General features: G+C 63.8%; 12 protein-coding genes and 1 pseudogene. 7 read left to right on the top strand and 6 right to left on the bottom strand.

Going from position 1 to position 15,328, the window contains the following annotated elements; all coding sequences use genetic code 11:
- Positions 1-16 precede the first annotated feature (16 nt).
- Positions 17-1,138 carry a SpoIIE family protein phosphatase gene (locus tag QRN59_RS18985; RefSeq protein WP_284984000.1) on the top strand — a complete coding sequence of 374 codons (1,122 nt, stop codon included), beginning with the start codon at positions 17-19 and terminating at the stop codon, positions 1,136-1,138.
- Positions 1,139-1,196: 58 nt separating this feature from the next.
- On the opposite strand, the gene opgC is transcribed toward QRN59_RS18985, so the two are convergent.
- Entirely contained in the window at positions 1,197-3,647 is a 2,451-nt protein-coding gene (opgC, locus tag QRN59_RS18990) for an OpgC domain-containing protein (protein WP_284984001.1), read from the bottom strand.
- Complete coding sequence (locus QRN59_RS18995; protein WP_284984002.1) at positions 3,644-4,909, bottom strand: sensor histidine kinase; 1,266 nt, start codon at positions 4,907-4,909, stop codon at positions 3,644-3,646. Before QRN59_RS18995 ends, opgC begins: the two co-directional genes overlap by 4 nt.
- A gap of 449 nt (positions 4,910-5,358) precedes the next feature.
- Between QRN59_RS18995 and QRN59_RS19000 the strand changes: the two genes are divergently transcribed.
- The 5 genes from QRN59_RS19000 (at position 5,359) to QRN59_RS19020 (ending at position 9,555) form a co-directional block, all read left to right on the top strand.
- The gene (locus QRN59_RS19000) at positions 5,359-7,350 is read left to right on the top strand and encodes a glycosyltransferase family 2 protein (protein ID WP_284984003.1); all 1,992 of its coding nucleotides are present in this window, start codon (positions 5,359-5,361) and stop codon (positions 7,348-7,350) included.
- On the top strand, positions 7,347-7,682 hold the full coding sequence (locus tag QRN59_RS19005) for an STAS domain-containing protein (protein WP_502871087.1): 336 nt from the start codon (positions 7,347-7,349) through the stop codon (positions 7,680-7,682). Before QRN59_RS19000 ends, QRN59_RS19005 begins: the two co-directional genes overlap by 4 nt.
- Complete coding sequence (locus QRN59_RS19010; protein ID WP_284984004.1) at positions 7,675-8,103, top strand: ATP-binding protein; 429 nt, start codon at positions 7,675-7,677, stop codon at positions 8,101-8,103. Before QRN59_RS19005 ends, QRN59_RS19010 begins: the two co-directional genes overlap by 8 nt.
- 318 nt (positions 8,104-8,421) lie before the next feature.
- Positions 8,422-8,763: a relaxase domain-containing protein gene (locus QRN59_RS19015; RefSeq protein WP_284984005.1), complete on the top strand. Its 342-nt coding sequence runs from the start codon at positions 8,422-8,424 to the stop codon at positions 8,761-8,763.
- 573 nt (positions 8,764-9,336) lie between these two features.
- Positions 9,337-9,555, top strand: coding sequence for a helix-turn-helix domain-containing protein (locus QRN59_RS19020; RefSeq protein ID WP_284984006.1), 219 nt, complete (start codon positions 9,337-9,339; stop codon positions 9,553-9,555).
- A 382-nt stretch (positions 9,556-9,937) separates the two neighbouring features.
- Here QRN59_RS19020 and QRN59_RS19025 read toward each other — a convergent pair whose 3' ends face one another.
- Positions 9,938-10,366, bottom strand: coding sequence for a hypothetical protein (locus tag QRN59_RS19025; RefSeq protein ID WP_284984007.1), 429 nt, complete (start codon positions 10,364-10,366; stop codon positions 9,938-9,940).
- Between the two features lie 1,317 nt (positions 10,367-11,683).
- Between QRN59_RS19025 and QRN59_RS19030 the strand changes: the two are divergent.
- Positions 11,684-12,394, top strand: a pseudogene (locus QRN59_RS19030) (MFS transporter); the annotation flags it as partial.
- A 165-nt stretch (positions 12,395-12,559) separates the two neighbouring features.
- Here the strand turns inward: QRN59_RS19030 and chrA are convergent.
- The 3 genes from chrA to QRN59_RS19045 all read right to left on the bottom strand — a co-directional run bounded on the left by chrA (position 12,560) and on the right by QRN59_RS19045 (position 15,244).
- On the bottom strand, positions 12,560-13,795 hold the full coding sequence (gene chrA, locus QRN59_RS19035; protein WP_284984008.1) for a chromate efflux transporter: 1,236 nt from the start codon (positions 13,793-13,795) through the stop codon (positions 12,560-12,562).
- 61 nt (positions 13,796-13,856) lie between these two features.
- Positions 13,857-14,894, bottom strand: coding sequence for a YncE family protein (locus QRN59_RS19040; RefSeq protein WP_284984009.1), 1,038 nt, complete (start codon positions 14,892-14,894; stop codon positions 13,857-13,859).
- Between the two features lie 17 nt (positions 14,895-14,911).
- Positions 14,912-15,244: a hypothetical protein gene (locus QRN59_RS19045; RefSeq protein ID WP_284984010.1), complete on the bottom strand. Its 333-nt coding sequence runs from the start codon at positions 15,242-15,244 to the stop codon at positions 14,912-14,914.
- Between the last annotated feature and the right edge of the window lie 84 nt (positions 15,245-15,328).

Here is a 15,328-nt window from a genome sequence, read left to right on the forward strand (position 1 = left end):
GTTGTTTAATAGGGCTATGCCTGACACCCAACTCTCCCGCCGTGCCGTCATCATCGAGGACGACCCGGACATCAGGCGACTGCTCGCCATGATCTTGTCCATGGAGGGTTTCGAAGTTACCGAAGCAGGCACCGGCGAGGCGGGTCTCGAGGCGGTCCGGTCCGGAGGTGCCGACCTCGTCACCCTCGACCTGAATCTGCCCGACCACGACGGCGTGGATGTCTGCCGTCAGCTCCGGCTGTTCTCGGACGCTTACGTCATGATGATTACCGCCCGCGTCGACCAGATCGATCGATTGGTGGGGCTGGAGACAGGCGCAGACGATTACGTGAGCAAGCCTTTCAGCCCCCGCGAAATCCAGGCCCGGGTCAACGCCCTTTTCCGGCGCGCACGAACCCCGGCACCTCGCGTGCCGGGCCAGGACGACTTGGAGCGCGCAGTGGAGGTCCAACAGAGCCTGTTGCCCTGGGAGACCATCAAGCTGGACGATTATGAAATCGCCGGACGTTTCCAGCCGTCGCGGAGCGTGGGCGGTGACTTCTTCGATTGGTACCCCACTCCGGATGGGCTGCAGCTCACCGTGGCGGACGCGATGGGCAAGGGCATGGGAGCAGCGCTCATCGCGGCAACGGTTCGAGCGGTGATGCGCTCCGCCGGCAAGCGCCCGGACGTAGAGTCGGCCTTTCAATCCGCTGGACGGATTCTGGAAGGCGACCTCGCGCGGTCCAGCTCCTTCGTCACACTGTTCCACGCACGGTTGGAGGCTTCCTCCGGAATTCTGAACTATGTGGACGCGGGCCATGGACTGGCACTGCACATCCGGCCCGATGGGAAGGTGGAACGCCTGACTTCAAGCGGCCCGCCCGTCGGTGCCTGGACGGGGCAGGAGTGGACCGCGGCCAGTATCCGTCTCGAGCACGGCGACACGATCGCCGTGGTGAGCGACGGGGTGCTGGATGTATTCGAGACTCTTGACCAGTTCATGCAGGCCGTGGCCACGGCGGTAACTACCGCTTCCACCGCCGAGGCCGCATGCGACGCGATCATGCTCCTCGCGCCCGCTGACACGGCCTCGGATGACGTTACCGCCGTCGTCGTCCGGCGGCTCGCGCCCATCCCCGCGATACCAGCCCGGTGACACGAATGTGTGGAATCTACAAAGAAGCGTCCGCGGGGGGGCGGAAAGGCCCTGAATCTCAGCGCGGGATCACCCGGAACAGGAATCTGGTCCTGACCATCGTCCACAACAGCCCCAGGATCAACACGTACGCGCCGGTGTTCAGCCAGACGTTGCCCTGTTGGAGAGCGGGGATGTTGGAGATCGCGAGGATCAGGAACACGTGTACCACGAACACGTACAGTGTTGCCTGTCCCAGCGGAATCAACAGCCAGCCCAGGGCGCGCTCCACCAGCTTCCAGTACGCCGTCAAAAATGCGTACGCCGAAATGACCAGTACCACGACGTTCAACAGTCTGCCGGGCCCAAGGTAGGTGCGCCCGAAGTACGCGTCGTAGAACGAGCGGAATTCTGAGGACGGGAGCACTCCCAGCCTGAAGGCGAAGTCGTTGACCGCATAGGGGTTGGCCCAGGAAAACAGCGCGAATCCGGCGGTGAGCACAGCGCACAAAGCGACCAGCAGCCGTCGGCGGGGATCGGAGAACCACGCGACGATGGTCCTGCGATAGTATCCGGCCGCCATTCCGAGGATGAACAGGATCTGCCAGACCGATAACGGAAACGAATCTTCGAACTGGGACGGGAGCAGACGCAGGTGAAGGACCGATCCCGCAGCGTAGAGGAGGAAGCTGGCCAGCAGGACCAGCACGACTTTGCCGCGGGCGAACGCGGCGAGGATAAGCGGGCTGAGCAGCAACATAATGACATAGAGGCCCATGATGTTGAACTGCCAAGGGCCGAACTGGAGCAGCAGGATGGCGGGAATCACCGCCGGCGGCGTGGGATAGTGCAGCAGGTCCCCCATTCCCGAGTACAGATCGTACGAACGCCCGGAGGCGGCATGTCCGGCTGCCCCGGTGCCTTGGTCCGTGAAGGTGGTCAATGCGTCCGCGTTCATCTGCGGGATGAGGCTCAGCAGAAACACCGCCACCACCACCGCCAGCGCGGTGACATAAAGCTTTCCGGCCCTTCTGCCTGTCTTCTCGGCGATCTCGCCCACTCCGCCCTTGGCTCGCGGCCCGTAGACCATGCCAAGGATCGTCCCGGAGAGCAGCACGAACAGCTCGGCTCCGGACACCACACCGATGGTTTCCTGCGTGAACAGCTGGAACAGCGACGTCATGCCGAGATGATCCACCACCACGAAGACGATGGCCATGCCACGCAGGAGGTCGATCCTGCGATCGCGCTGCGACGGGTCGGCGTAGGCCCAGCCCTGAACTTCGCGACGGCGAAGCGGAAGAAGCCATAGGCAACATGCGGCAACGAGCACGGACGCCGTCACGGCCCACGCTGCCGGCCCGGTCACCGTGCGCGCTTCACCTGTCCCGGCCGTCCGCTCGGTGACGGGCCCCCGCACCAACGGCGAACGGAGAAGGATGTCCTTGGCTGTCGCGGCGATGTTGGTGCGGTGCGTCAGCCGCCAATCGACGGAGAGGTCCCCGGTGTCCCGGACACTGGTGGTCTCGTCCCACACGATGGCGCCGATGCGCCCGTATTGCGGGGATGAGGCGACCGAGATGACCTGGTTCCACCAGCCGGTCTTGATGTCGCTCTCCGGCGATCCGTTGGCGGCGGGGCTGAAGTATGCCGAGGTTTCGACCAGCAGCGGCTTCTGGCGCTTCGCGGCGTAATCAGCGTAGAAATCGGCGTCACTCGGTGTAGCCGTCCCGTTGCCGGCGAGCATCGACGCGAACTCTCCCTGTCTGGGAAGGGTGTTGCTCCCCTGGGCTCCTCCGCTGTCGTCGTGGAAGGCGGACAAACCTACCCAGTCCACGATGTCGTCGCCCGGATAGTAGGGAGCGTAGGCTGCGTCCTTGGTGTCCCACGCGCCGTCATGGTTGGAGTCAAGGTCCCCGAAGCCTGCCTGGCCTGGATTCGGCGCCTGGCGGGCCTTGCTGAAAGGGTAACCCCACCCTTGGAACGGCTGCCACACGAGCGCAGACCCGGGCAGCTTCGAACGGACGGCTCCGGCGAAAGTACGGAAGGCCGGTCGATAGGCCTGCGGCTGCTGGCCCCAGGAAACCCAGCTGGCGTTCATGGCAGGCGCGAAGCTGATGAGCAGCTTTCCGTGGAATCCTTCAGACAACGTCGCCAGTTCATCCACAAACGCTCCCGCGCTCCCGGAATCGATGGTCGAGAGCGGCACCGTCGGTTTGACGGAGAGGAGGGCATGGGCGCCTTGGGCTCCTGCCTGAGCCAGGAACTCCCGCACGTACCGCTTCTCGGTCTCGGTCATGGGGAATGAAACGTCGTGGGCATACAGGGCAGGTGAGGCGCCGAGGCGTCCGGCAAAGTCGGACGCGTTGTCAGACCCCCAGTCCAGCATGGCCCCGAGGTAAGGCTTGCCCTGGTCGGGAAGCGCCGCATTGTCACCGGACGCCGTGGCTGGGGCGGCACACCACAAGGAAAGCGCCGTGAGGGCCAACAACACGTTCGCGAGGAACGTCAGCGCCCGGTACCGCCTCATTTCTGCTGTCCGGCCGCCGCCGAAGGAAGGCTGACAGTGACAGTGGTGCCACCGCCGGGCGTTTCGCCGATCGTGAGCTTCCCCTCGTGGGCGGAAACAACCCGCATGCATGTGGCCAAGCCCAGACCCGACCCCGGGCCGTCGCTGTCGCGCTGCAGGCGTATCAAGGGTTCAAGCACGCGGTGGCGGTCCGATGGCGGAATACCCCTGCCGTTATCGATCACACGGAGAACCGCGACATCGTCGATCAACTCACCCGATATCCGGATTTTCGGGGTCTTCCCCGGGCTGCGGTAACTCAAAGAATTGCTGACCAGGTTCTGCAGCAAAGTCCGCAGCTGGGCCGGGTCGCCGGAGAGTGGGATGTCATTGCACTCAATGATCGCTCCTGTCTCCTCGATTGCCGGATGCAGGTCCTTTTCAATGTCGCTAACAAGAGCCCGAAGGGAGATCGTGGAACGGTCGAGAGCGCCCCCGAGGCGTGAGTAGCTGAGCAAGTCATCCAACATCGCCAGCATTCGCCGTCCGCTCCCGCCGATGGAATGCAGATAGTCAACAGCGGGGCTTTCCGGTTGAACGGCGGGATCCTGCTCACTCAGCTCGACGTAACCGATGATGGCCGTGAGGGGATTGCGCAGGTCGTGGCTGACCCGCCCGGCGAATTCCGTCAGGCTTTCGTTGCTCCTGCGCAGTTCTTTCATCGCCTCGTCCAAGAGCCGGGTCCGGTGCCGTAATTCGAGGACATCCACCGTCTGGGCCGCGAGAGTTTCCAAAGCGTCCTCCTGTTCCCCGCTCAGCGAGCCTTTCCGGTCGGAGAATACGCACAAGGTGCCAAGGACGTGGCCGGAGGCAGCCACCAACGGGACTGAAGCATAGAATCGAACATTCGCGATTTCACCGGTCACGAACGGATTAGCGGTAAAGCGGGGATCAGCGGAGGCATCCCGGATCACGGTCGTCACGCCGTCCAGGAATGTTCGCGCGCACATTGACTCTTCACGCGAACAGACCGCAGGTTCAAGCCCGGCGGCCGCTATCTGGTGCTGCTCCTCCGCGGTGATGATGTTGACTACCCCGTAGGGGACTCCACAGATCTTCGCGGCTAGCCCGGCCAGTTTGTCGAGCCCGCTCCGGCGTTCCAAAGCGTCGTCATATTCATGTCCGGCGCGAGGCAGAATACCGCCCGGCAGCCCATACTGGCTGAGGGCCGCCTGCCGCGCCTGTTCCTTGACGTCATAGAGCTGCGCCCTTTGTTCCCCCACGAGACCTTCCCCACCGAGTTGAACCCACAACTGGATTCGATCCTCAATCTACTTGCACACAGGAGGACGCGCCAACGGGCTTGGCTGAGATGCCGGGTTTCTTGATCGGCCATATCCGCCCGATTCCGGCGGCCTCTACTCCCGGATCCGGGAAACTAGAAAGTTCAGTCGCCTGAAGCACCGATGCCCCAACCACGTTGATGGCGGCGCCGCCAAGCCGAACCAGAGACCTGCCTCATGTGGCACCGAAGCGCTGAGGCCACCGCGGAAGGACTAGTGTGACAATTTGGGCGTGCCCTAGCGGTGGTATGTTCGGCATTGTTTGTACGGGCGTTGTCGCGGTTCACTACGGGGTCCCGGGTGGTGGCTTCGCGGTGCCGCCCGCGCCGAACGGGTGGTTCAGGCTTCGGTTTTGATCCGCATCGAAAGAGCTGTTGGAAGGCTGGGGTATGACACGGTTCTGGACGCGTTTAATCGTCGTTCTCACAGTGGTTTTCGGGCTGAACTATGTCATCTGGCGTTGGGCGGCATCGCTGAACTGGGATGCCTGGTGGATCGCAGTTCCCCTCGTGGCTGCCGAGACTTACAGCTTGATCGATGTGTTCCTGTTCGGCATGACGGTGTGGCGTCTGAAGATTCGGACCGGAGCCCCTCCTGCGCCCTCGGGTGCGACCGTGGATGTTTTTATCACCACGTACAACGAGCCTCTGGACCTGGTGCTGACAACCGCATTGGCCGCCCAGCGGATCAGGCATCCGCACAGTACGTGGATCCTTGACGACGGGGCACGGCCGGAATTTCGGGATCTCGCCGCCGAGCACGGCCTGGGTTATGTCACCCGGGGAGCGGACTGGCAGGACATGCCCCGCCATGCCAAGGCCGGCAACTTGAACAACGCCTTGATGGTCACGGACGGAGAGTTCCTGTTGATCCTGGACGCCGACCAGGTCCCCGAACCGGAGATCCTGGACAGGACCCTGGGTTACTTCAACAACCCGCGCGTCGCGCTGGTTCAGACCCCGCAGTACTTCAACAACGTCCCGGTCGACGATCCCCTGGGCAGCCAGGCTCCCCTGTTCTACGGCCCAATCCAGCAGGGCAAGGACGGTTGGAACGCCGCATTTTTCTGTGGTTCAAACGCCATCCTTCGGCGGGAAGCGCTCATGCAGCTCGGTCTTGTTGGTTACGTACAGGAAACCGAGAAGAGCATCCGGCGGGCGTTGGCTGCCTCCCGGAAGGCCATCCGTACGGCGCGGAAGTCCGCCGATGCCACTTCGCCGTTTGTTGACCAGATGCTCAGAGATGTGGAAACCGCCACCGAGCATGCCAGTGCCCAGCTCGATGCCGGGCACTCGCTGAGCGAGATCACCTATGAAGTCAGGCAAAAGGTGGACCGGGCCGTCCACGCATTGGTCCAGGCCGATGTCCATGCGCTGCAGGCTGACCTTGAGGAAATCTCGGCCATGGACCTGGCAATCGTCGGAGACGCCGGGGTCAAGGTCGTGGCGGACGACGCCGTCCAGCGCCTGTCCGCCCGGGAATGGTCTCCCCTGGGCGCCATGGAGTCTGTCCAGGCAGTCCTTGATGCCCTATCCGTGGAGCGTACGGGTGAGGCGCAGCCGGTCATGCCACTGGCAACGATCTCCGTCACTGAGGACATGGCCACAGCCATGAGGATGCACTCGCTGGGTTGGCAGAGCGTATACCACCATGAGGTCCTGGCTTACGGGCTGGCTCCCGAGGACATCGGGACCATGCTGACGCAGCGTCTGCGATGGGCCCAGGGGACGATCCAGGTCCTGCTCCGGGAGAATCCGCTCGTGCAGCGCGGCCTGAAATGGGGACAGCGCCTCATGTATTTCGCCACGATGTGGAGCTACTTGAGCGGTTTCGCGGCAGTGATCTACTTCGCGGCACCGATTGTCTACCTCGTGCTGGGCATCCTGCCCGTCAGCAGCCTCAGCTTCGACTTCTTCATCCGCTTCATCCCCTTCATGATCGCGAATCAGCTGTTGTTCGCTGTTGCCGGACGAGGCATTCCCACCTGGCGGGGACAACAGTACAGTTTGGCGTTGTTTCCGACCTGGATCAAGGCATGCACGACGGCGGCGCGCAACGTCTGGTTTGGACGGCCACTGGGTTTCGCGGTCACCCCGAAAGACCGGCAGGAGGGCGGCCCGCGCTGGAGCCTGATCCGGCCGCAAATCGTTGTCTCGATACTGCTGGTCATCGCCGCGGTGGTCGGTATCGCGCGTCTTACCACAGGTTTGTCCGAACCCATCGGTACGCTGGTCAACGTAGTCTGGGTTGTTTACGACCTCGTCGTCATGAGCATCCTGGTCCGGGCTGTGCTCTATCGGGGATATGCTCCCGTTGAACACCCTTCCGGGGCTGAAACGACTTCAGCGGCCAATATGGTTGACCGCCGAAAGGAACCATGATGGATCTTACTTACAAAGCAAACGGGACTTACACGGAAGTATTGGCGGCCGGGCGCTTGAACATGGTGTCCGCGCCCAAACTCAGGACCTTCGTGGCCGACGTCGTCGCGTCCGGCTCGAACCGGATCGTCGTCAACCTGGGAGAGACAACCTTTATGGATTCGTCCGGACTCGGCGCGCTCATCGGGTGCCTCAAGGCGGCCCGCCAGGCCGGCGGGGACCTCCGCATCGCGGCGGTGCAGCCCCAGGTGAAAATGGTTCTTGAGCTGACCAGCATGGACCGGGTGCTCACGTCCTACGCCTCCGCTGAAGAGGCCTTCGGAGATGACTGACATCATCGCCCGCCGGCACTTCCGCGACAAGGCAGCCGAACAGTCCATCGAGGCTGTCCACAACCAGCTCGACGAACTCTGGAACGATGCGTCCTTCGTCCCCGAACTGGACCGGCTGACATTTACCACGGCCGTGATAGAGGCCGCGACGAACGTGGTCCTGCACGCCGTCCCGGACTCCCCCGCGCCGGTTGAGCTGGGAGTCGATATCTGGATCAAAGCGCAAAGCCTTCGGGCCCAGATCAGCGCCTTCGGTGCGGCCGACCCCGAACTGGACGCAGACGCGGCAGGCATGCCCGGTCCCGACGCGGAATCAGGACGCGGCCTTGCCCTCATCCGCGCCCTCGTCAGCACGGTGACTTTCGCCCGCCAGGATGGAACCAACATCTGGATCCTCTCCCGGGACGCCACACCCGCCTGATCATCGACAGCACAAGCCGTCCTGTTCCACCGGCGTGACGCGGGACGAGGCTCGTCCAGGTACAACCTGGCCCGGGCGCTAGTTTGGAGGGTGCGCGGGCTCTGGCTGCTCGACGAGCCGGAATCCGCACTCTCGCTGCCGGGCTGCCCGGCGCTCATCGGGGTCTTTCGATCATTGGTAGGCGAAGGCTCGCAAATCGTCCTCTCGACGCCACCTGGGCTAGCGGCCCCTGCGCTACCGATCGGCAAGGAAGCCAATTGAGGGACGGGCTTACGGACAGGTCGTGAAGGAGGCCCCTTTGGCGCGAGAATTCGGTCCATGATTGTTTGGCCTAACGGCACCCGCGGCGCCATCGCCGCAGCGTTCGATCACTGGGAATCTCGTACGGGCGACCCGCAACTGCACACTCATTTGGTCATCGCCAACCGGATCCAGCGCATCACCGACGGCGCCTGGGTCACCTTGGACTCACGGACACTCTACAAGGCCGCAGACATCCGTCAGCCGGCCACCAACATCCACAACCACAGCCAGCAACTCTCGGGCATCGACGACGCGCTGATCCGCGAATTTTCCAACGGATCCGCCTCATCGATCTGGAAACTAACCCCCTCGTCGCCCAATGGACCGATCAGCATGGGACTACCCCGACGGCAATAGCCACCCTCAAACTCCGCCAACATTCATCGCTCTCCACAAGAACCCTCCCAAACCGGAAACAGTCGCGCCGCTCCGTCAGTTCTCCGCGCAGTGACAGGCCCGCGCAGCCGCCAAAGGCTTCGATCCACGCCTCCTGCTGGCTAACACCGGTGGATGCCTACCTCAGAACGTCAAAATGAAAGAGCCCCTGATCTACGTTTCCGCAGTTCAGGGGCCCTTTTCGGGTAGGGCTACTCGGACTTGAACCGAGGACCTTAAGATTATGACTTGACGTTTTTCATCAGTATTCGGTGGATGTCAAAAATGCCTAGATTCCGGGGCAGGATGGCCCAAATGGGCACCGCGCGTGCTCATCATTTTTCGTTACTCACCATAGTTTCCGGTGGGTAAACGGTGGGCGAATCACCCCGCCTTGCGGGGCGTGTCGCGGATTCCGGCTAGGCTTTTAGACCGCTCCGAATCTTTCGCAAGGGAGTTTCCACGGTCATGCCGCCTACCCCTTCCGAGCCCATGAAGAGGAATACAGCTGGCGCTTCCGCCGGCGATCAAACCGCGGAGACGACGGAGACACAGATGAGAACAACGCCAGAAGCCAGCCGCGGCGCGGCGGAAGGTGCCGGAGAACAATGGCTGACCCCGAAAGACATCTGCACGCAATTGCAGATTCCGGAGCAGACGTTCTACCAGTGGCGGGTGAAGCATATCGGCCCCCGAGCCTATCGAATCGGGCGACATCTGCGGATCAGCCCGAGCGACTTCAACGCGTGGTTGTCTTCGCGCCTGGAAGCATAGATGACACCGCTTTATCCGGACGATCCAGCCGCCGTTGCCCGGACGCGGGCGAGCCGACCACCATCACGAACGGCGACATCGCAGTGCGCGCCTCACCGATGGTATCGGCGGATGACACAGCCTCCATGGGCCGGCATCGCATCCCGGCCTCAAATGTTCGCCGTCCCCGACGCCCCCTCAAGGGCGCATTCGCGTCACTGCGTGATGGGCCTGCGGCCCACCCCTGACGGCCGCGCCAAGGATGGACACGACGGCCTTTATCGGGATGCGGGCAAGACTGAGATGGCCCTGACAAATCGCTCGGATTGCAATCGACTTGTCGCTAGGGACGCCCTACCACTCACACATTGGGTAGACCGGAGTGCAACGCTCTTGAGGCGCGTTAGCTGAAAAGGCCCGTGCAGGGCTGGCGGTACCTACCCGGCAGCTCGGCGGCGTCCTCGGGGAGGTCAGCGGGGGCGTGTGCGTCGCCGTTCTTCCACCAGTAGTGTGCGTGCCTGGTGATCTCATCCCATTGCCTGGCCTCCGTCCTGTAGTACGTGCAGGTCACGTCGCCGTCGCGGTAGCTGGCGACCCCGAACAACTTGCCGGTGCCGCCTGCGGTGCGGGTGGCTGCGACGATGACAAAGGGCCACTGGCCCAGGTTCCACCCATCGGCTCCCCAGTTGGGGATAGCGGCCCATCCGTGTTCCTGGATCAGATCCATCCAGGCGTATCCGTCGTTCATGTGATCATCGCCGAGGACCACGGCAGCGGGGATTACCTCACCGGTGTCCTTGGTGGTGACGGGACCGATCCTGACCGCGTTCATGGTTGTGTATCCAAAACTCCGGCAGCTGTTTTGCTGCCCGTGGGCGCGGTGAAAAAGGACATGAGACCCTCCATGGATTCGGCCTGTCGACGTTCCGGACAACATGGCCGCCCCCGCAGCCCACTCTGGTAATCGACGCACCACCCGGAAAAGTCACGGGGCAGGGATCGTTTCCTCGAAATTTTTCCGACCTGCCACGAAACGCTCCCCATCCCGAAGGAGGTTCCCAAACGATCTCCATCCTCCTGTGGCCTTGAGACTTCCCACACCGGACGTCGTCAGCTGGGGATCTTCCTCCCGGGAGGAAGTCAGCAGTTTGGCCGGCGACAATGGCCCATCCTGAGCCGGAGCCAATCGCGCATCGGATGGAACATGGTGGAATTACCGGCAATTCGCGAGCAGTTCTTGAACGACGCCCCGCGGCGTCATTCAAAGCACATAGCCGTTTATTGCCATATTCCTTTAGATAAGGACAGCACTGATTAAGTTGGTCCGACGTTGCCTATGTGGTAAATGTTCTTGGCCGGACGCCCCTTATATCGTGCGACCAAGAAGGTTCCGGTGGTTGCCAGAGCAGGGATGACCAGGAAGAACGCACCGCCTCCGCTATTAATCACCCCGGCTATTCTGATCCACCAGCAAAGGGCCGCAGTAAGGCCACAAAGGACAAGCAGGGAACTGCGATGCGCGGACAGTGCGCCGCGAGCTTTGCGGCGGTGCGATTGGTTGACATGTTTGGCCTTGGCGCTGACGGCGTGCCAGACGGAACGTCGCGATGGTTGCCAGGACGGGGACCGTCAGAAAGATGATCCCGGCCCCGCTGTTCACCACTCCGACTATCACGATCCACCAGCACAACGCCGCGGTGAAGCCACTGAGGACGACCAGCATCGTTCGCGTACCTGGACGAGTTGGAAACAACGGTTCGAGATTGCTACTCACGGTCGCTCCCCTGGGCTAAATCCCTTCACTTCACTCTTCATCAGAGCACGGATCAGGACGCTTTACGAGGGATCCACCCGCCACGGCTCCACTAATCCAACGCGTGCGAGGGTTTCGGCCGCGGCCATCCTCAGGTCGTCAATCCTGGCCGCCTTGAGCCCGCAGACCACAAGATCCGCAAGGTCTGCTGGCGGACCTCCGAAGAGGTTTCCACCAAGTTCGAGACCAAATGGAGTCCACGGGCGCGTCTAGGCTTGGATGCATGGGCATTGATTTGCGGGGACTGACGCCGGAAGATTGCGAGCTCATCGCGTTTGCTCGTCAATTGGGTGCCGGGCGGACGCCGGCCGGGAGCAGACTCACCAAAGTTGCGATATGAGACCAACGACCCGGACCGGGGCGATCGCCCCGCTTTACGCGGCCGGGTTCACTACCGCGTTCGGTGCCCACAGTGTCGCGGCCGGACTAGGAGCGGAACAGTCCAGCATCGGTCTGGGGCTTTTGGGTCTGGGTGTTCTGCTGGCCTTGTATGACCTCGCTGAGGTGTTCCTCAAGCCCGTGTTCGGTGCGCTTAGTGACCGCGTTGGGCCGAAACCCCTGGTGGTCGGCGGACTCTTCGCTTTCGCGGGCGTGTCGATCCTCGGGATCTGGGCGAAGGAGCCATTGATCCTTGTGCTGGCCAGACTGGGCCAGGGCGCTGCCGCGTCCGCGTTCTCTCCGGCGTCTTCGGCTGCCACGGCGCGTTTGGCTGGCAAGGCCACCGGCAAGTATTTCGGCCGGTACGGCGCCTGGAAAGGTCTCGGCTACGCCATCGGCCCGTTATTGGGGGCGGCTGCGATCATTGCCGGCGGCATCTCGCTAATGTTCGTGGTCCTCACAGGCGTCTCTTTGGCCGTTGCCATCTGGGCTGTGCTGGCCATGCCCGCGATCGAGCCCCTCCCCAAGCGCCGGTACACGGTCGCTGATCTGTTTCGGCAAGTCACTCAAAGGTCCTTCCTCGGACCGACCGTCGTCCTGGCCGCCGCTACCGGTTCACTTGGTGCCGCGGTGGGGTTCCTTCCGGCTCTGGCTTCGGAACGGTCCATGCCTGTCCTCTGGCCGAAGACACCCAAGTGCCCCGGAAGTCGTTTCCTGGCTGGCATCCCATCTGGCCGTTTCGCCCGAGGCCTGGGGCGAGTATGGAACACGTGAGGAAACGCGGCCGGCGGGGGCCTCCGGCGCGCCAGCGGGGCCATGGGACCCCGGACGCTGTCAGCGGTGCAGGAGGAGGCCGATGAGGCCGGCGGCGAGGACGATGTAGGGTTCGTTGATTTTGAAGCGCCAGAGCAGTCCGAGGGAGAGAAGGGCGATGGCCGAGGTGATCCAGTCGCTGACGGCCTCCCGGGTGAGGATCACGACGGCGCCGGTGAGGGCGCCCGCGGCGGCTGCGGTGGCTCCGGCGACGAAGGCTTTGACTTGCTTGCTGTCGCGGTGGCGGATGAACCAGCGTCCCGGGAGGACGACGGCGAGGTAGATCGGGGTGAAGATCCCCACGGTGGCGATGACGGCTCCCGGCAGGCCGGCGACGAGGTAGCCGATGAAGCCCGCGGTGATGACCACAGGGCCGGGGGTGATCAGGCCCATCGCGACGGCGTCGAGGAACTGGCCCTGGTCCAACCAGTGGTGATGGGCGACGACTCCGTCGCGGAGGAGCGGCACGATCGCCAGGCCGGAACCGAAGACCAGGGCCCCGGTCTGGAGGAAGAACAGTCCCAGAGCCAGGAGCGTCCCGACCGCTGCGACCGGCGCGGCCAACATGGCCAGGGGCAGGAGCAGCGCCTGCGACGCCGGAGGTTTCGGGCCGGCGGGCGGCTTGGGAGTGCGGTGGCCCCGTCGTGGCCGGCGCATCGTCGGGCGCGCGTCCAGCAGCAGGATCGCCAGCCCGGCGCCAAGGATCAGGGGTATGGGTTCGGACCCGGTCAGCGCGGTCACCGCGAAGACGACGGCGCTGATCGCCCAGAGCCTCCAGTCCCGCCGGTCCGTGAGCTTCAGGAGTTTGTAGGCGGCGATCGTGATGATCGCCATGACTGCGGGGGCGATGCCGTAGAAGAGGGCCTGGACGATCCCGAGGCCGGAGAATTCGGCGTAGAGCGCGCCGACGACCACGACGATGGCGAAGGAGGGGGCGATGAAGGCCGCCGCGACGGCGAACGCTCCCCAGGCGCCGCGTTGGAGGTATCCGATCCACATGGCCACCTGCGCTGCGAGGGGGCCGGGCATCGTCTGGCCCAGGGCAACGCCGTCGAGGAAGTCCTTCCGGTCGATCCAGCCGCGTTTTTCGACCAGGTCCCTTTGCATGTACCCAACGGTGGCGATCGGCCCGCCGAACCCGACTGCTCCCAGCTCCAGGAAATAGAACACGAAACGGCGGAACGCAACAGGTTCCGGTCCCGGTACGGGTCCGGGGTTCACCGGCTGCGCCGATTCGTCGGCGTCGTCATCCATCATTGCCGTGTTTCCTTTGGGGCGGGCCGCGACGCCGGGGGTCTGATCAAGGGCTCGTTCCCGCTCATCGGACCGGGTCCATGACGCGCAGGACGGCGTGGCCGTTGACGTCCTGGAGCGGGAAGTAGACCCGGTGGGTTCCCTGGTCCACGGCGACCGTGTGCGCGTTCTCGGCAAGTTTCCCGGAAGCCTTCAGGACCAGACCGCGGTCCTGCTCATCAAAGACCGTGACGACACCGCTTTCGGAGGCGACGTAGAGCCGGTGCAGGCCCTCATCGAAGGCCAGCACGTCCGGGGCGGCGCCAGTGTCGAAGCGGGCGGTGACCTGTTTGGACTGAAGGTCAAGGACGAGGAGCTTGGCGTTGTCTTCGCAGGCGATGAACGCGAGCTTGTTCGCGCCGTCGACGTAGAGGCCGTGGTTGCTTCCGCAGTCACTGAGCGGGATCCGGGTGATGACCGTATCCGTTGAGGGGTCGATGCTCAGCAGTTCACCGCGGTTCTGGACGTTGACGAGGATAGTCCCGCTGACGGGGTCGAACACGGTGTTGCCGGCTTCCCCGCCGATCTCGATCGAGCCCTTCGCCCTGCCGGTGACCAGGTCGATCACGGTTTCGGCGTGGTCGTGTTCGTTGGAGACGTAGGCCTTGCCGTGGACCGGGTCATAGGCGATGCCGTCGGGGGTATTCCCGGCCGGCACCCTTCCCGTCACGGCGAGGGTGCCCGTGTTGATGATCGCGACATCGTTGGTTCCGGATGCCGCGGCCAGGAGCAGGTGCCGGTCCGGCGCGAGGGTGACGCCATGGACCGAGGGGACCCCCGGGACGGTTCCGGCCACCGTGCCGGTGCCCAGGTCGACGGCGTGGACGGTGCCGTCGCCGAGGTGGGCGATGTAAATCCGCTTCGCGCCGGCGTCGAGGGCCTGGTAGTCGAGCCTGCTCGCCGCGCCGGGCAGGGGAATGTCCTGCACTTGCGTCAAGGGCAGCGCGGATGCCGGGGCCGGCGTGGAGCAGGCGGCCACGGACGTCGCGAGGAGCATCACCCCTGCAGCGAGGCGCACGGATGTCGCGGCCCTCGCGATCCGATTTGAGGTTGCCGATTCCATCGCTGTTTCCGTTCCGCTCAGAGGATGACTACGTTGGCGATGAATGCGACCAGACCTCCTGCCAGCGCCGGTATGGCACGGCGCCCCAGCTCCCGGTCGACGGAGGCAACAATGGCCGGCGGCAGGGCCCCGGCGATCAGGCACACCGCGTCCCCGACACTGACGGCGGGCATGAAGTCATCGTTCAGGACCAGGATGTTCGCCAGCACCCGCCAGGCGATGACGGCCACCAGGGTACCCGCCGCGGCGGCACCAAGATCCACGGCCGGCCAGCGCGCAACCCGGCAGGCAAGGGCCACCGCAGCGGCCGCGAGGATCGCGGAGATCACAATGAGCAGGGGCGAAATCATGACTTCTCCTGAAGCGGTGAAAGGCACGCACCGCGGGTTCGGACCGAACCATGCAAGTTCAAGGTAACCACGGTTACAATCTTA

Origin of the sequence: Arthrobacter sp. efr-133-TYG-118 (assembly GCF_030209755.1) — a bacterium.
GTDB lineage: Bacteria > Actinomycetota > Actinomycetes > Actinomycetales > Micrococcaceae > Arthrobacter.